This window comes from Pantoea sp. X85, from assembly GCF_029623675.1.
Taxonomy (GTDB): Bacteria; Pseudomonadota; Gammaproteobacteria; order Enterobacterales; family Enterobacteriaceae; genus Pantoea; species Pantoea leporis.
Window position 1 is genome coordinate 4,155,546 of sequence record NZ_CP121108.1, and the last position, 16,641, is coordinate 4,172,186.

General features: G+C 52.0%; 11 protein-coding genes, 1 tRNA gene and 3 rRNA genes. 4 read left to right on the top strand and 11 right to left on the bottom strand.

The window, feature by feature from the left end; all coding sequences use genetic code 11:
- Positions 1–189: 189 nt before the first annotated feature.
- Positions 190–711 (bottom strand): Der GTPase-activating protein YihI, encoded by a 522-nt coding sequence (yihI, locus tag P6287_RS19445; protein ID WP_101760720.1) that lies wholly within the window; start codon positions 709–711, stop codon positions 190–192.
- 555 nt (positions 712–1,266) lie between these two features.
- On the opposite strand from yihI, the gene yihA reads away from it, so the two are divergent.
- Positions 1,267–1,908, top strand: a complete 642-nt coding sequence (gene yihA / locus P6287_RS19450; RefSeq protein WP_101760721.1) for a ribosome biogenesis GTP-binding protein YihA/YsxC — start codon at positions 1,267–1,269, stop codon at positions 1,906–1,908.
- Positions 1,909–2,303: 395 nt separating this feature from the next.
- On the opposite strand, the gene polA is transcribed toward yihA, so the two are convergent.
- From polA to P6287_RS19470, 4 genes are all read right to left on the bottom strand, one after another.
- Positions 2,304–5,096 carry a DNA polymerase I gene (gene polA, locus P6287_RS19455; RefSeq protein ID WP_192415274.1) on the bottom strand — a complete coding sequence of 931 codons (2,793 nt, stop codon included), beginning with the start codon at positions 5,094–5,096 and terminating at the stop codon, positions 2,304–2,306.
- Between the two features lie 367 nt (positions 5,097–5,463).
- Complete coding sequence (gene dsbA, locus P6287_RS19460) at positions 5,464–6,093, bottom strand: thiol:disulfide interchange protein DsbA (protein ID WP_110868418.1); 630 nt, start codon at positions 6,091–6,093, stop codon at positions 5,464–5,466.
- Positions 6,094–6,119: 26 nt separating this feature from the next.
- Positions 6,120–7,106 carry a serine/threonine protein kinase gene (locus P6287_RS19465; RefSeq protein WP_277974950.1) on the bottom strand — a complete coding sequence of 329 codons (987 nt, stop codon included), beginning with the start codon at positions 7,104–7,106 and terminating at the stop codon, positions 6,120–6,122.
- A gap of 46 nt (positions 7,107–7,152) precedes the next feature.
- Positions 7,153–7,428: a YihD family protein gene (locus P6287_RS19470; protein WP_277974951.1), complete on the bottom strand. Its 276-nt coding sequence runs from the start codon at positions 7,426–7,428 to the stop codon at positions 7,153–7,155.
- Between the two features lie 72 nt (positions 7,429–7,500).
- On the opposite strand from P6287_RS19470, the gene mobA reads away from it, so the two are divergent.
- A complete protein-coding gene (gene mobA / locus P6287_RS19475) occupies positions 7,501–8,076 on the top strand; it encodes a molybdenum cofactor guanylyltransferase MobA (protein ID WP_277974298.1) in 576 nt (191 codons plus the stop codon).
- The gene (gene mobB, locus P6287_RS19480) at positions 8,073–8,576 is read left to right on the top strand and encodes a molybdopterin-guanine dinucleotide biosynthesis protein MobB (RefSeq protein WP_277974299.1); all 504 of its coding nucleotides are present in this window, start codon (positions 8,073–8,075) and stop codon (positions 8,574–8,576) included. Before mobA ends, mobB begins: the two co-directional genes overlap by 4 nt.
- 75 nt (positions 8,577–8,651) lie before the next feature.
- Here the strand turns inward: mobB and rrf are convergent.
- The 5 genes from rrf to P6287_RS19505 all read right to left on the bottom strand — a co-directional run bounded on the left by rrf (position 8,652) and on the right by P6287_RS19505 (position 14,319).
- A 5S ribosomal RNA gene (gene rrf, locus P6287_RS19485) occupies positions 8,652–8,767 on the bottom strand.
- 102 nt (positions 8,768–8,869) lie between these two features.
- Positions 8,870–11,785: ribosomal RNA gene (locus tag P6287_RS19490) — 23S ribosomal RNA — on the bottom strand.
- Between the two features lie 215 nt (positions 11,786–12,000).
- Positions 12,001–12,075: transfer RNA gene (locus P6287_RS19495), tRNA-Glu, on the bottom strand.
- Positions 12,076–12,163: 88 nt separating this feature from the next.
- Positions 12,164–13,703 (bottom strand): 16S ribosomal RNA (locus P6287_RS19500).
- The 16S, 23S and 5S rRNA genes sit together here with 1 tRNA gene alongside, the layout of an rRNA operon.
- Positions 13,704–14,106: 403 nt before the next feature.
- The gene (locus tag P6287_RS19505) at positions 14,107–14,319 is read right to left on the bottom strand and encodes a hypothetical protein (protein WP_277974956.1); all 213 of its coding nucleotides are present in this window, start codon (positions 14,317–14,319) and stop codon (positions 14,107–14,109) included.
- Between P6287_RS19505 and mdtD the strand changes: the two genes are divergently transcribed.
- The gene (mdtD, locus tag P6287_RS19510) at positions 14,258–15,661 is read left to right on the top strand and encodes a multidrug transporter subunit MdtD (protein WP_101763927.1); all 1,404 of its coding nucleotides are present in this window, start codon (positions 14,258–14,260) and stop codon (positions 15,659–15,661) included. The two genes, P6287_RS19505 and mdtD, sit on opposite strands and share 62 nt — an antisense overlap.
- On the opposite strand, the gene rbsR is transcribed toward mdtD, so the two are convergent.
- A complete protein-coding gene (gene rbsR, locus P6287_RS19515) occupies positions 15,658–16,641 on the bottom strand; it encodes a ribose operon transcriptional repressor RbsR (RefSeq protein WP_210081088.1) in 984 nt (327 codons plus the stop codon). The genes mdtD and rbsR overlap by 4 nt on opposite strands.

The window sequence follows — 16,641 nt, forward strand, 5'->3', positions numbered from 1 at the left end:
AGAGTGGACGAAGCGATGGGCTGAACGCCGACGTAAACGCGACTTAAGACGCGACAGGCGGCGTAGTTTAAACAATAACCAGAGCAGATAACATGTCAGCAGCAGCGCGAAAATTGATCCAGGCCAAAACATAGGTGAATACCTGTTTAGCGCGGCATGCGCGAAAACGCATGCCGATCAAAATTTGCCTTAATTACCTTTTAGCAGGCGCATCATATCTTCTTCAGCCTGCTCATCTTCCGCTTCGTCATCCAGCGCGATGCCCAGCGTTTCCATCAGTTCATCGATGCGGTCTAAGGTTTGATCCAGCCAGGCCTGATCTTCGCCACTCAAGGTTTCACCGTTTTCCAGGCGATCCAGCAGCGTATCCAGACGTTCGTCATTTTCCAGCTTCGCCAGCTCTTCTTGCGGCGTCAGGCGAACTTTTTCTGCTTTTGGCTTTGGTTTCGCTTCAGGCTTTTTTGCCGGCTGGGTTTTACCATCAGCAACTAATGCGATCGGCTTTTTGCTGCCCAGGCGTGGATCCTGAGCTTTTTTACCCTGACCTTTGCCAGCGGCTTGCGTTTCCGGATTGGCGCGGCTGCCAGATTTATGGCCGCTATGTTTTTTATCGCGTTTGCGATCGCGCGCTTCCTGATTGAGGTCTTCACGCGATTTGCGTTTGGCTTTCGCAGCAGGTTTGCCACGCGGGGCTGATGCAGGTTGCTTCATGGTGTCCGGTCTCGGCGGTGCTTTGTGAGTTCAGTATAGAATTGCGGCGAAATCTAGCAGAAAGTAAGCAAAGAAAAAAGGCGATAGCCTATGCTATCGCCTTTTATCGCACCTTCATATGAAGGAAACACTGAATAAATCCTTTACGGCTCACAACGTCCCGGTTGCTCCATCGCCACATCGCTCCTGCGATTAATCCCTGTCCTTGTTCGATTCCTGCCTGAATCGCTTCCCGCCATGCTCTTGGTCATCCCCGACACTCCTGAGCTCATCATCCTGATGGGTGCTGCCGTGCACTGACAACAAATGTAGACTAATAGGTAAAATGAACAAGTGAGACTTGTCTCTATTTTAGAGTGGTATTTCCTATAATAATTTCAAATCATTGAAATATAACATCTAAATGGATTGTTAATATTCAATGAAGCGGTAATCGCTGGCAGTAAAAATCATAGATCTCTTACAAAATGGCGCATTTGGACGCTATCGGGCACTTTTGCGCCATTACAGGTATAATCAGCCCAATTGCCCGATTCATTTTGCTGGAGTTTCACTTTGTCTGCTTTGAACTATCACATGACCCATTTCATGCTCAGCGCCCCCGATATTCGCCACTTACCGGCGGATGTGGGTATTGAAGTTGCTTTTGCCGGGCGCTCAAATGCAGGCAAATCCAGCGCGCTGAACACCATCACTAACCAAAAAGGTCTGGCCCGTACCAGTAAAACGCCAGGTCGTACTCAGCTGATTAACCTGTTTGAAGTGGTTGAAGGTAAATGTCTGGTCGATTTACCCGGTTATGGCTATGCCCAGGTTCCGGAAGAGATGAAGCGCAAATGGCAGCGCTCGCTGGCGGAATATTTGCAAAAACGTCAGGCGCTGAAGGGTCTGGTGGTATTGATGGATATTCGCCATCCGCTGAAAGACCTCGATCAGAACATGATTGAATGGGCCGTGCAGAGCCAGATTCCCGTGCTGGTCTTACTGACCAAAGCCGACAAACTGGCATCCGGCGCACGCAAAGCACAGCTGACGATGGTGCGCGAAGCGTCGCTGGCCTTTAACGGTGATGTGCAGGTGGAAATGTTCTCGTCGCTGAAGAAGATGGGCGTTGATATTGTGCGTAAGAAACTGGACAGCTGGTTTAGCGAACTAGAGCCAGCGCAAGAAGGCGACGGCGAAGAAACAGCAGAGTGATTTTGTTGCGGCTTTTGAGAAAAAGCCCAATAAAAAACGCCCCAGTCATAAATGACTGGGGCGGCTAAATATTCAGCCAAATCCGATTACGTGAAGTAAAAGGTCTGAAAGATAGAACATCTTACCTCTGTACCCTACGCGACAAACTCTACCTGATTTTCAGCGCCCTACAAAGGGTTTTTTGTTGTTAAGTTTCAGGATTCGACATCTTTTTTACTAAGCTCATCACACTTTCACGCGTTCGATGTAGTTTAATTACTAAAAAAATGCTTAGCCGATAGGCAGTTACAAAACGCGCATTTAATAGACCGCTTTGTGAGGTTGCTGAACCGATTAAGTAAACTTTTTTCTTATGATGATGCCAGCGGCACGCAAATACCGCTGAATCAGCATGATCAGTGTGCCTCATCCCAGTTATCGCCGGTGCCTACTTCCACCTGCAGCGGCACATCCAGCTTCATGCTGTTCTCCATCAGATCACGGATGGTCTTAATGGCGCTATCCACTGCATCGCTGCGGATCTCAAACACCAGTTCATCGTGTACCTGCATAATCATGCGCACGGCATCGTCTTTTTGCTCCAACAGCCAGCCATCCACCGCAATCATCGCGCGTTTGATGATGTCTGCCGCCGTGCCTTGCATTGGGGCATTAATCGCCGCTCGCTCCGCCGCTTTACGACGAATCGCATTGCTGGAGGTGATATCAGGCAGCCACAAACGACGACCATCGAGCGTTTCTACATAGCCTTTCTCTGCTGCCTTCGCGCGCGTCTCTTCCATATAACGCAGCACGCCCGGATAGCGTTCAAAGTAGAGATCCATGTATTTCTTCGCCTCACCCGCACCGATATTGAGCTGGCGGGAAAGACCAAACGCGCTCATTCCGTAGATCAGACCAAAGTTGATCGCCTTGGCACTGCGACGCTGCTCACCTGAAACTTTGCTTAACGCCACACCAAACACTTCTGATGCGGTGGCACGGTGGATATCTTCGCCCTGGGCAAACGCATCCAGCAGGCCTTTGTCTTGCGACAGATGCGCCATGATACGCAGTTCAATCTGTGAGTAGTCCGCGGCGACAATACGATTGCCCGATCCGGCGACAAACGCCTGGCGGATTCGGCGCCCTTCTTCGTTGCGCACCGGGATATTCTGCAGGTTAGGATCGGTAGACGAGAGTCGTCCCGTCGCCGTTACCGCCTGATGATAGGATGTATGTACGCGGCCGGTAAGCGGATTGATCATCAGTGGCAGCTTATCGGTGTAAGTCGATTTCAACTTTGATAAACCACGATGTTCCAGAATTACTTTAGGCAGTGGATAATCGAGAGCCAGTTCAGCCAGCACTTCTTCGCTGGTCGACGGCGCGCCGCCCGGCGTTTTCTTGGTCGGTTTAATACCCTGCTTTTCAAACAAAATGGTTTGCAGCTGTTTGGGTGAAGAGAGATTAAACGGTTCGCCTGCCAGCTCGTGCGCCTTCAGCTCCAGCTCGGCCACACGCGTGGTCAGCTCCTGCGAGTGTTTGGCCAGGATATTCTGGTCAATCAGCACGCCGTTGCGCTCAATCCGCGATATCACCTTCAACAACGGCATTTCGATCTCTTCAAATACCTGTTTCGGCCCCGCTTCCGGCTCCAGTTTCTCCCACATTTTCAGATGCAATTGCAGCGTGACATCGGCATCTTCCGCCGCGTAGTGGCCGGCTTGTTCGATAGCAATCTGATTAAAAGTGAGCTGATTTTTACCTTTACCCGCGATCTCTTCGAAAGTCACCGTTTTATGGTTTAGCCAGCGCGCGGCCAGACTGTCCATATCGTGTTTTCCGCCCACGCTATTCAGGCAATAAGATTCCAGCATGGTGTCAAATTTGATGCCGTTCAGTTCAATGTCGTAATTCTTCAGCACGCCGCGATCGTATTTGAGATTCTGCCCAACCTTCGCCGCGTTACCATCTTCCAGCAGCGGTTTTAGCTGCTTCAGCACTTCGCTGCGATCCAGCTGATCTGGCGCATCCAGATAATCGTGGGCGACCGGCAGATAAGCGGCTTCACCCGGCGCGACGGCAAAACCAATGCCGACAATATTGGCGCTTAAAGTATCCAGCGAGTCGGTCTCAAGATCGAAAGCGAAGAGCTCGGCGCTTTTCAGCTTTTTAAGCCATGCGGCAAATGTCGCTTCATCGAGGATAGTGACGTAGCCATCCGCAGAGAGCACGCTGGTCGCTTCGGCAGCGGGCGCAGCAGGTTCGCTGAGCTGCGGTTTCTTAGCCTGCGCGTTGCTCTTCTTACCTTGTTGCAGCCATGAACCATCCTGCAAATCGGTGATCCAGCGCTTAAATTCATAACGGCTAAACAAGGTTTGCAGCGCTTCGACATTAGGTTCATTGACGACAAGCTGATCGCAGGTCAGATCCAACTCAACGTCGGTTTTGATGGTTGCCAGCTGATAAGACAGGAACGCGACGTCGCGATTTTGCTCCAGCTTCGCCGCCATGGTTTTCGCACCGCGGAACGAGAGATCGGCCACTTTATCGAGATTGTCATAGATTGACTGCATACCGCCCAAGCCTTGCAGCAACGCCTGCGCGGTTTTCTCACCGACTCCCGGCACGCCTGGAATGTTATCGGAGCTGTCGCCCATCATGGCGAGGAAATCGATAATCAGTGCTGGCGGCACGCCATATTTCTGCTCGACCTCTTCCGGACCGAGCACGATATTCGTCATGGTGTTGATCAAGGTAATCGCAGGCGTCACTAACTGCGCCATATCTTTATCGCCGGTGCTGATCAACACCGGACGGCCGAGTTTTTCCGCCTCTAGCGCCAGCGTACCGATAACGTCATCCGCCTCAACGCCAGATACCGCCAACAGCGGCAGGCCCATCGCCTTCACCATTTCATGCAGCGGCTCAATCTGCGCACGCAGATCGTCTGGCATCGGCGGACGGTGCGATTTGTAGTGTTCAAAAAGCTCATCGCGGAAGGTTTTGCCTTTCGCATCGAAGACCACAGCCACATGGCTTGGCTGATACTGCATCAACAGGCTTTTCAACATGTTGAGCACACCATACATGGCGCCAGTTGGCTCGCCTGCACTGTTCGTTAGCGGCGGAAAGGCATGATATGCACGGTACAGATAAGATGAGCCGTCGACCAGAATCAGGGGATTTTCTGCAATTTGCGCCATAGGTTCGTATTTTCTTCGTTGCGATAATGAGGGCTATAAGGATGCCACAACCAGAGGAGAATGTTGAATGCACTCGGGGAAGTCAGGATCTTTTTCGTCGTTACGCGGCACGGATCGCAAGGATCAAACTGTGGATAAGTTTGTGCGTAAAAATCATAACGTATTGTTATTTACGTTAATTGCAATTGCTTTAATATTAAAAATTCATTTATATCAGCAAGTTAAATACTTATCGTGATCTTGCTCGCCCTAATGAAAAGACGATCGTCCATGTGGATATTAAGCGAAGGGTTAATAAATACATCGCACAAATAAGAGAATGAAGGCAATAAAAAACGCCGGCAGTACCGGCGTTCTAAAAACTAAATTACTTCTTTTCTACCAGGAACTTCACTACATTGGCGTAATCAGCAACGAAGTTGTCCATTGAGCTGGTATCCAGGCCGCCGTTGTTAACCATATATTTGCCGTTAACGAAGATCGCTGGCACACCTTGCAGATTGACGTCTGCTGCTGCTTTCTGCTGCTGCGCAACCAGCGCTTTTACTGCGAAGCTATTCCACGCTGCATCGTAATCTTCTGAAGAGATACCCGCTGCTTTAATAAAAGTCTCTTTCAGGCTTGCTGCATCGGTAACGGTTTGGGTTTTCTGAATACCGTCGAAAATCGGTGCAGTAACTTTGCTTTCTACGCCTAGCGCCATGGCAACAGCCCATGCCTGAGTGACAACCGGACCGAATGGACCACCAAGGAAATCAACGTGGTATTTGGTCACTTTCGTGTCCGCCGGCAGGTTCTTTTTCACTGCCTCGCTCACGTGATAAACGCGTTCGAACTGGTAGCAATGTGGGCAGAAGAAGGAGAAGAACTCCAGAACCTGCGGCTCACCCGCCACTGGCTTTGGCAAAGTAACGAACTGCTTACCATCGTTGAACTGTGCCGCCGAGGCGCCAAATGCCAGCATTAAACCTACCAGCGCAAACATGATCTTTTTCATCGTGAAACAATCTCCTGAGTACTTCATTAATATTGCGGGCTAAGCTGCAACGGCGGTTCGTGTAACAGCCTTTCCTGCTCGATAAATAATGCAATCTGCCGGCGCCAAAAATCCTCATCTGTCATCCAGGGGAAGGCGCGCGGAAAAGCGGGATCCTGCCAGCGGCGTACTACCCAGGCCAAATAATAAACCATGCGCATAGCGCGTAAAGGTTCAATCAGTGACAATTCATGTAAATCAAAATCACCGAATTCATTATAGGCTTCCAGCAGAATGTCCCATTGAATCAACCGTTCCTGACGATCGCCATTAACCAGCATCCACAAATCCTGCACTGCTGGCCCGTTACGGGCATCATCTAGATCGACAAACATCGGGCCTTCACGCCACAGAATATTGCCGGGATGGCAATCGCCGTGCAACCTTAACGGCTGCCAATGGCTATGCCAGCGCTGCTGCAGCGTCGCGCTGAGCTTATCAACGGCAGCAAGCAGTAAGTCTTTGACTGAAGCCGGTACTAATGCGCTTTGTTCCAGCTCCCGACGCGGTTGAAAAATATACTCTTCAAGGCCGAAAGTGGGTCGCTGCTGAAACAGACTTAGCTTTGCGGTTTGATGGATGCGCCCCAAAAAGCGGCCAACCCATTCCATCTGATTCTCGTTATCGGTTTCATACTGCCGTCCGCCTAAACTGGGGAAGACCGCGTACATGAAGCCGGCATGATGATTCAACGTGCTGCCCTGCAGAACGAGCGGCGCGGCAACCGGCACTTCATCCTCTAATAAATCCTGAGTGAACTGATGCTCTTCAAGGATCTGTTGTGCGCTCCAGCGCTGCGGACGATAAAACTTAGCCACATAGCGGCGTTTATCATCGTCGCTGAACTGATAGACGCGGTTTTCATAGCTATTGAGGGCGGTTAAGCCTGATTCGACACGCAGACCCGCATCCCAAAGTGCATCAAGGATGACATCGGGATTCAACGTCTGGAAATTAAAGGCGGCTTCGCTCATCATTTTGCCTGTGTGTTACCTTTGCGATTAATGCGCAAGGATAACATTACTCATCATCCTTAATCACACCGCGTGCACGTAATAGCGCGGTTTTGAAGTCCACTTCATAATCCTTTTTCAGGCCGGGAATGGCACTCTGGCTATCTGTGTCACGCATTTTAAGATGGTAAATCAATACATCATCGGTTAATTCACTTAATGGGCCACTGAAACCAGATTCCTGCGCCAGTTTTTGCAAAAATGCCAGCAAGTTGAGATCGGCATACTTTTGCCATGCGGGTTGCAGAAGCTCGAGCAGTTCATTGAGTCGGTGATATTTCATCATTGATTCCTTTATGCAGATGGTACGCTGCCGCTAAGTAAGTATCGTCCAGAATGAAGCAAGGAGACGGAGATGACAGCATTTACCGGCGTGATCCTCGCGGGTGGCCAAGGCAGTCGTATGGGAGGCCAGGATAAAGGGTTATTGATGTTACAGGGCGAACCCCTTTATCAGCACGTTTTGCGGCGATTTCGGCCGCAGGTCAATATTGTGTTGATAAGCGCTAACCGTAACATTGATCGCTATCAGGCAAGCGGTTGTCAGGTTGTTATCGATACATTGCCCGATTATCCCGGACCGCTGGCCGGCATGCTCAGTGGTTTACGCAGCAGTAAAAATGAATGGGTCGCTTTCTGCGCTTGTGATACGCCATGGATCCCCAATGACTTTGTCGCGCGTCTGTGGCAGCAGCGTAATGATGCGCCCGCTGTGTGGGTGAAATCCTCTCAGCGTGATCATCCAGCCTTAGCGCTGGTCAATCGTACATTGGCTGATGATCTTGAAACCTGGCTACTGCGCGGCGAGCGACGTTTAATGCAGTTCTTACGTGAGCATGGCGGGCATGCTATTGCGTTTTCAGACCCAGAATCTGCGTTCCGCAATATCAATACGCCAGACGATCTCATGAATGAGGAAAAGTATTTATGAGTGTGCGCTTACTGGCGATTTCCGCATGGAGCGGGACAGGAAAAACCACTTTGCTTGAGCAAGTCATTCCACTTCTCAAAACTCAGGGGATTCAATCAGGCTTAATTAAGCACACACATCATCAGATGGATATCGATACGCCGGGGAAAGACAGTTATTTGCTGCGTAAAGCTGGGGCGGATCAGGTGATCGTCGCCAGTAATCAGCGCTGGGCATTAATGGTTGAATCACCTAATAAGCCTTTAAGCCTAATGCAATTAGCATCACAGATGGATAGCTCAACGTTGGATCTGGTGCTGGTCGAGGGCTTCAAAGATGAGCCGGTCCCCAAAATTGCACTTTGGCGGCGTGGCGTTAAAGGTGAGATTAAGGATTTGCTGGATCAGTATGTGATTGCCGTCGCTACTGATGAGTATATGGAACTGAATTTGCCCATATTGGATATTAATCAGCCAATGCAGGTTGCCGATTTTATTGTTCAGTGGCTTAAAAAGCGTTGAAATAGCCAGATTTTGGATAAGATTCAGACGTAAAAAAGCCCCGGACTTTCGTCCGGGGCTTCTTCACTATTTGATGCCTGGCAGTTCCCTACTCTCGCATGGGGAGGCCCCACACTACCATCGGCGCTACGGCGTTTCACTTCTGAGTTCGGCATGGGGTCAGGTGGGACCACCGCGCTAAAGCCGCCAGGCAAATTCTGTTTCGTCCGCAGCCCCCTCTCAGGCGCCGCAGACCAGTCCGTAAACAAGCTGAAAATCTCTGGTCTCTCAGACCAAAACGCCTCTGGCGTTGTAAGGTTAAGCCTCACGGGTCATTAGTACCGGTTAGCTCAACGCATCGCTGCGCTTACACATCCGGCCTATCAACGTCGTAGTCTTCAACGTCCCTTCAGGACCCTCAAGGGGTCAGGGAGAACTCATCTCGGGGCAAGTTTCGTGCTTAGATGCTTTCAGCACTTATCTTTTCCGCACTTAGCTACCGGGCAGTGCCATTGGCATGACAACCCGAACACCAGTGGTGCGTTCACTCCGGTCCTCTCGTACTAGGAGCAACCCCCCTCAATTCTCCAGCGCCCACGGCAGATAGGGACCGAACTGTCTCACGACGTTCTAAAACCCAGCTCGCGTACCACTTTAAACGGCGAACAGCCGTACCCTTGGGACCTACTTCAGCCCCAGGATGTGATGAGCCGACATCGAGGTGCCAAACACCGCCGTCGATATGAACTCTTGGGCGGTATCAGCCTGTTATCCCCGGAGTACCTTTTATCCGTTGAGCGATGGCCCTTCCATTCAGAACCACCGGATCACTATGACCTGCTTTCGCACCTGCTCGAGCCGTCACTCTCGCAGTCAAGCTGGCTTATGCCATTGCACTAACCTCCTGATGTCCGACCAGGATTAGCCAACCTTCGTGCTCCTCCGTTACTCTTTGGGAGGAGACCGCCCCAGTCAAACTACCCACCAGACACTGTCCGCAGCCCGGATTACGGGCCTACGTTAGAACATCAAACATTAAAGGGTGGTATTTCAAGGTTGGCTCCACGCAGACTGGCGTCCACGCTTCAAAGCCTCCCACCTATCCTACACATCAAGGCTCAATGTTCAGTGTCAAGCTAGCTATAGTAAAGGTTCACGGGGTCTTTCCGTCTTGCCGCGGGTACACTGCATCTTCACAGCGATTTCAATTTCACTGAGTCTCGGGTGGAGACAGCCTGGCCATCATTACGCCATTCGTGCAGGTCGGAACTTACCCGACAAGGAATTTCGCTACCTTAGGACCGTTATAGTTACGGCCGCCGTTTACCGGGGCTTCGATCAAGAGCTTCTCCTTGCGGATAACCCCATCAATTAACCTTCCGGCACCGGGCAGGCGTCACACCGTATACGTCCACTTTCGTGTTTGCACAGTGCTGTGTTTTTAATAAACAGTTGCAGCCAGCTGGTATCTTCGACTGGCTTCGGCTCGGGGAGCAAGTCCCTTCACCTACGCGCCAGCGTGCCTTCTCCCGAAGTTACGGCACCATTTTGCCTAGTTCCTTCACCCGAGTTCTCTCAAGCGCCTTGGTATTCTCTACCTGACCACCTGTGTCGGTTTGGGGTACGATTTCGTGTTACCTACCTGGAGCTTAGAGGCTTTTCCTGGAAGCAGGGCATCAGTTACTTCACCACCGTGGTGGCTCGTCGTCACGCCTCAGCCTTAAGATACCCCGGATTTACCAAAGGTATCAGCCTACACGCTTAAACCGGGACAACCGTCGCCCGGATAACCTAGCCTTCTCCGTCCCCCCTTCGCAGTAACACCAAGTGCAGGAATATTAACCTGCTTCCCATCGACTACGCTTTTCAGCCTCGCCTTAGGGGTCGACTCACCCTGCTCCGATTAACGTTGAACAGGAACCCTTGGTCTTCCGGCGAGCGGGCTTTTCACCCGCTTTATCGTTACTTATGTCAGCATTCGCACTTCTGATACCTCCAGCATGCCTCACAGCACACCTTCAACGGCTTACAGAACGCTCCCCTACCCAACAACACATAGTGTCGCTGCCGCAGCTTCGGTGCATGGTTTAGCCCCGTTACATCTTCCGCGCAGGCCGACTCGACCAGTGAGCTATTACGTTTTTCTTTAAATGATGGCTGCTTCTAAGCCAACATCCTGGCTGTCTGTGCCTTCCCACATCGTTTCCCACTTAACCATGACTTTGGGACCTTAGCTGGCGGTCTGGGTTGTTTCCCTCTTCACGACGGACGTTAGCACCCGCCGTGTGTCTCCCGTGATAACATTCTCCGGTATTCGCAGTTTGCATCGGGTTGGTAAGCCGGGATGGCCCCCTAGCCGAAACAGTGCTCTACCCCCGGAGATGAGTTCACGAGGCGCTACCTAAATAGCTTTCGGGGAGAACCAGCTATCTCCCGGTTTGATTGGCCTTTCACCCCCAGCCACAAGTCATCCGCTAATTTTTCAACATTAGTCGGTTCGGTCCTCCAGTTAGTGTTACCCAACCTTCAACCTGCCCATGGCTAGATCACCGGGTTTCGGGTCTATACCCTGCAACTTAACGCCCAGTTAAGACTCGGTTTCCCTGCGGCTCCCCTATACGGTTAACCTTGCTACAGAATATAAGTCGCTGACCCATTATACAAAAGGTACGCAGTCACCCCATTAAAGAGGCTCCCACTGCTTGTACGTACACGGTTTCAGGTTCTGTTTCACTCCCCTCGCCGGGGTTCTTTTCGCCTTTCCCTCACGGTACTGGTTCACTATCGGTCAGTCAGGAGTATTTAGCCTTGGAGGATGGTCCCCCCATATTCAGACAGGATACCACGTGTCCCGCCCTACTCTTCGAACTCACAGAATGTGCACTTTCGTGTACGGGACTATCACCCGGTATCGTGCGACTTTCCAGACGCTTCCACTAACGCACAAACTGATTCAGGTTCTGGGCTGTTCCCCGTTCGCTCGCCGCTACTGGGGGAATCTCGGTTGATTTCTTTTCCTCCGGGTACTTAGATGTTTCAGTTCCCCGGGTTCGCCTCGCAACACTATGTATTCATGTTGCGATGATGCACTGGGTGCACCGGGTTTCCCCATTCGGACATCGTCGGCTGTAGCGGTTCATATCACCTTACCGACGCTTTACGCAGATTAGCACGTCCTTCATCGCCTCTGACTGCCAGGGCATCCACCGTGTACGCTTAGTCACTTAACCTCACAACCCACAGGCGTTTTGCAACGCGTGCAGACTGCAAGCATTTGAGAGACTCGAACATATCGCCGCTTCATTCTTATTACGGAGAATGAAGACGATACGTCGTTTCAATTTTCAGCTTGTTCCGGATTGTTAAAGAGCAGTATCTCAGACGCAGCTCGTAAGCTTCGTTTGAGATACATCGTGGAGACACCTTTCACCTGTCACCAAGCAAGTGGCGTCCCCTAGGGGATTCGAACCCCTGTTGCCGCCGTGAAAGGGCGGAGTCCTAACCGCTAGACGAAGGGGACACGATAGTGTCACGACTTCGCAGCCGTCTTGCTCATTACTTTCTATCAGACAATCTGTGTGAGCACTTCGCGGGAAGGTATCTTCAGGTAAGGAGGTGATCCAACCGCAGGTTCCCCTACGGTTACCTTGTTACGACTTCACCCCAGTCATGAATCACAAAGTGGTAAGCGCCCTCCCGAAGGTTAAGCTACCTACTTCTTTTGCAACCCACTCCCATGGTGTGACGGGCGGTGTGTACAAGGCCCGGGAACGTATTCACCGTAGCATTCTGATCTACGATTACTAGCGATTCCGACTTCACGGAGTCGAGTTGCAGACTCCGATCCGGACTACGACGCACTTTATGAGGTCCGCTTGCTCTCGCGAGGTCGCTTCTCTTTGTATGCGCCATTGTAGCACGTGTGTAGCCCTACTCGTAAGGGCCATGATGACTTGACGTCATCCCCACCTTCCTCCAGTTTATCACTGGCAGTCTCCTTTGAGTTCCCGGCATTACCCGCTGGCAACAAAGGATAAGGGTTGCGCTCGTTGCGGGACTTAACCCAACATTTCACAACACGAGCTGACGACAGCCATGCAGCACCTGTCTCAGAGTTCCCGAAGGCACCAAAGCATCTCTGCTAAGTTCTCTGGATGTCAAGAGTAGGTAAGGTTCTTCGCGTTGCATCGAATTAAACCACATGCTCCACCGCTTGTGCGGGCCCCCGTCAATTCATTTGAGTTTTAACCTTGCGGCCGTACTCCCCAGGCGGTCGACTTAACGCGTTAGCTCCGGAAGCCACTCCTCAAGGGAACAACCTCCAAGTCGACATCGTTTACGGCGTGGACTACCAGGGTATCTAATCCTGTTTGCTCCCCACGCTTTCGCACCTGAGCGTCAGTCTTTGTCCAGGGGGCCGCCTTCGCCACCGGTATTCCTCCAGATCTCTACGCATTTCACCGCTACACCTGGAATTCTACCCCCCTCTACAAGACTCCAGCCTGCCAGTTTCGAATGCAGTTCCCAGGTTAAGCCCGGGGATTTCACATCCGACTTGACAGACCGCCTGCGTGCGCTTTACGCCCAGTAATTCCGATTAACGCTTGCACCCTCCGTATTACCGCGGCTGCTGGCACGGGTTAGCCGGTGCTTCTTCTGCGGGTAACGTCAATCGGTGAAGCTATTAACTTCACCGCCTTCCTCCCCGCTGAAAGTACTTTACAACCCGAAGGCCTTCTTCATACACGCGGCATGGCTGCATCAGGCTTGCGCCCATTGTGCAATATTCCCCACTGCTGCCTCCCGTAGGAGTCTGGACCGTGTCTCAGTTCCAGTGTGGCTGGTCATCCTCTCAGACCAGCTAGGGATCGTCGCCTAGGTGAGCCATTACCCCACCTACTAGCTAATCCCATCTGGGCACATCCGATGGTGTGAGGCCCGAAGGTCCCCCACTTTGGTCTTGCGACGTTATGCGGTATTAGCTACCGTTTCCAGTAGTTATCCCCCTCCATCGGGCAGTTTCCCAGACATTACTCACCCGTCCGCCACTCGTCACCCGAGAGCAAGCTCTCTGTGCTACCGTTCGACTTGCATGTGTTAGGCCTGCCGCCAGCGTTCAATCTGAGCCATGATCAAACTCTTCAATTTAAGTTTGATTTGCTGAAACCAGTTCAGCGGTGCTCATCTGTAAAACGTCATAATGAATTTCATTATGTGTTCACTCGTGAGGCTTTGATATTTTTTTGCGTCCGGAGACGCGGATATCAATCCTGCGAGTGCCCACACAGATTGTCTGATAAATTGTTAAAGAGCGTTGCGAACAGCGGCTGAACCGCCTGTCGCGAGGTGGCGTATACTACGCTACTCTCCTTCGGAGTCAAACACTTTTTTCAGCGTTTTAATCCGGCGGGATGAATTTCTTCACTCCCTGCTGAGCCGTCTGCGTTGCCGCTTTGCCGTCTCAGTGGTGGCGCATTATAGGGAGTTATTCGGAGGTGACAAGGGTTAATTGCAAAAAAATGACTGAGCGCCTCTTTTTTAAACGAACGCGTTAAAAACGGACATTTCCCGGCGAAGAATCAGTCAAAACCGCCGCTTCATCGGCATAAATCAGCGCCATCACCTTAAACACCAATGCTATTCTCTTTAACCAAACGTAATTTCTTTGTCGCAGGCTGACAATTATTCGAGAAGGACTTTCAATGATTCGCTCCGCGCGCAGCATGGCCGGCTTGCCCTGGATCGCCGCCATGGCGTTTTTCATGCAAGCACTTGATGCCACCATCCTGAATACTGCGCTTCCTGCTATCGCCACCAGCCTTGAACGTTCCCCTCTTGCCATGCAATCCGCCATCATCAGTTACACGTTAACGGTAGCGATGCTGATTCCAGTGAGTGGCTGGTTAGCCGATCGCTACGGCACACGCAAAATCTTCATTCTTGCGGTATCGCTATTTACGCTGGGTTCGCTGGCCTGCGCCTTATCCGGCTCGCTGAGCATGTTGGTGGTCTCGCGCGTGGTACAAGGGATAGGCGGGGCGATGATGATGCCCGTCGCGCGCCTGGCGTTGTTACGCGCTTATCCACGCAGTGAACTGCTGCCGGTGCTGAACTTCGTTACCATGCCGGGTTTAGTAGGCCCGATTCTGGGCCCAATGCTGGGCGGATTGTTAGTGACCTACGCCAGCTGGCACTGGATATTCCTCCTCAACATTCCCATCGGTATCGCTGGCATCTTCTACGCACGCAAATATATGCCGGACTTCACTACCCCAAAACGCCGCTTCGACTTTTCAGGCTTCCTGCTGTTTGGTTTGGGTCTGGTGCTGATCTCGGTCGGTATCGAGTTGTTTGGCGAGCGCGTGGTGTTGCCGTGGCAAGCGTTGTTGGTGCTGTTTGGCGGCATTGCATTACTTCTTCTCTATATAGTGCACGCGCGTCGCCATCCGGCACCGCTGATTAATCTGCCAATGTTTAAAACCCGCACCTTCTCGGTCGGCATCATTGGCAACATAGCTTCGCGCCTGGGTACCGGCTGCATTCCGTTCCTGATGCCGCTGATGTTGCAGGTGGGCTTTGGTTATCCCGCACTGATTGCCGGTTGCATGATGGGTCCAACGGCGATTGGCGCGCTGCTGGCGAAATCCACGGTGACGCAAGTGCTACGCCGCTTTGGTTATCGCCATACGCTGGTAGGTATCACCATTATTATTGGCATATTGATCGCCACCTTCTCACTGCAATCGCCGGGTGGCAGCGTGGTGATGTTGCTGGCGGCACTGTTGATTCTGGGGATGGCGATGTCAACGCAGTTCACCGCGATGAACACCATCACGCTGGCAGATTTAAATGATGAGAACGCCAGCGGCGGGAACAGTGTGCTAGCGGTAACGCAGCAGCTGTCGATCAGCTTTGGCGTGGCGGTGAGTGCCGCAGTGCTGCGTTTCTATCAGGATGTCGAGGCCACAACCGTCGCGCAATTCCACGCCACCTTCCTGACGATGGGCGTCGTCACGGTGTTGTCTGCCTTTACCTTTATGATGTTACGTCCGAGCGATGGGCGTAATCTGATCGCCAACCGCGAGAAAAAGAAGAAAGCGACTTAGACCGAACCGCGCTCCACCAGCTCCGGCGTCAGCACCAGCGTTTGCTGACTGGCGTCGGGATCGCCCATACGATGAATCAAGGTATCAATCGCCAGTTCACCTAACTCATCTTTCGGCTGATGGATGGTACTAAGCGGCGGAGTCAGGTAACGCGCCAGCTCAATGTTGTCATAGCCCATCACCGCAATATCCTGCGGCACGCGCAATCCGGCCTGGAACAAGGCGTGATAGACGCCAACCGCCATCGCATCGTTGCTGGTAAATATCGCTTCTGGCAGCGTATCCAGCGTCAGCAGTTGATTCATGGCGTTGAAGCCGCCCTGAAACTCGAAATCGCCATCAACCACATAACCCGGCGGCACCGATAATCCGCTGTTGGCCATCGCTTTATGGAAACCTTCAAGACGCAAACGCGCGGGCGTTTTATCCTGCGGCCCGGCGATACAGGCAATGCGCGTATAGCCACGATCGATCAGATGCTGGGTTGCCAGTTCGCCGCCGAGCAGCGCGTTGTCCTGAATAATGTCGCCGCGCCCTTCAAATGGCGCCCAGTCCATCATCACCATCGGCACCGAGGGATAACGATTGAGGATCTCCGCCGACGGCAGATGGGTTTCAGTGCACATCATCAGTAAACCATCGACGCGCTTTTGCATTAGCGTTTCGAGGCTGCGATTCATACGCTCTTCATCGCCTTCGGTATTACACAGAATCAGGCTGTAGCCGCGTTCGTAGCAGCTGTTTTCTACGCCGCGCACCACTTCGGAATAGAACGGGTTACTGCTGGCGGTCAGCAGCATGCCGATGGTGCGGGTTTGTTTGATCTTCAGGCTGCGTGCCAGCGCGGACGGCGCATAGTTCAGCTCGCGAATCGCCTGTTCCACCTTTTCACGCACCTGCTCGCTGACAAAGCGATTGTTATTGATGACGTGTGAAACGGTGGAGGTAGAGACGCCCGCCAGGCGGGCGACATCTTTCAT

What these genes read in the sequence shown, in the direction of transcription:
- yihI (WP_101760720.1), bottom strand. Translation starts at nt 711, where the DNA reads ATGAAGCAACCTGCATCAGCCCCGCGTGGCAAACCTGCTGCGAAAGCC.
- polA (WP_192415274.1), bottom strand. Translation starts at nt 5,096, where the DNA reads ATGGCGCAAATTGCAGAAAATCCCCTGATTCTGGTCGACGGCTCATCT.
- dsbA (WP_110868418.1), bottom strand. Translation starts at nt 6,093, where the DNA reads ATGAAAAAGATCATGTTTGCGCTGGTAGGTTTAATGCTGGCATTTGGC.
- P6287_RS19465 (WP_277974950.1), bottom strand. Translation starts at nt 7,106, where the DNA reads ATGAGCGAAGCCGCCTTTAATTTCCAGACGTTGAATCCCGATGTCATC.
- P6287_RS19470 (WP_277974951.1), bottom strand. Translation starts at nt 7,428, where the DNA reads ATGAAATATCACCGACTCAATGAACTGCTCGAGCTTCTGCAACCCGCA.
- mobA (WP_277974298.1), top strand. Translation starts at nt 7,501, where the DNA reads ATGACAGCATTTACCGGCGTGATCCTCGCGGGTGGCCAAGGCAGTCGT.
- mobB (WP_277974299.1), top strand. Translation starts at nt 8,073, where the DNA reads ATGAGTGTGCGCTTACTGGCGATTTCCGCATGGAGCGGGACAGGAAAA.
- mdtD (WP_101763927.1), top strand. Translation starts at nt 14,258, where the DNA reads ATGATTCGCTCCGCGCGCAGCATGGCCGGCTTGCCCTGGATCGCCGCC.
- P6287_RS19505 (WP_277974956.1), bottom strand. Translation starts at nt 14,319, where the DNA reads ATGAAAAACGCCATGGCGGCGATCCAGGGCAAGCCGGCCATGCTGCGC.
- rbsR (WP_210081088.1), bottom strand. Translation starts at nt 16,641, where the DNA reads ATGAAAGATGTCGCCCGCCTGGCGGGCGTCTCTACCTCCACCGTTTCA.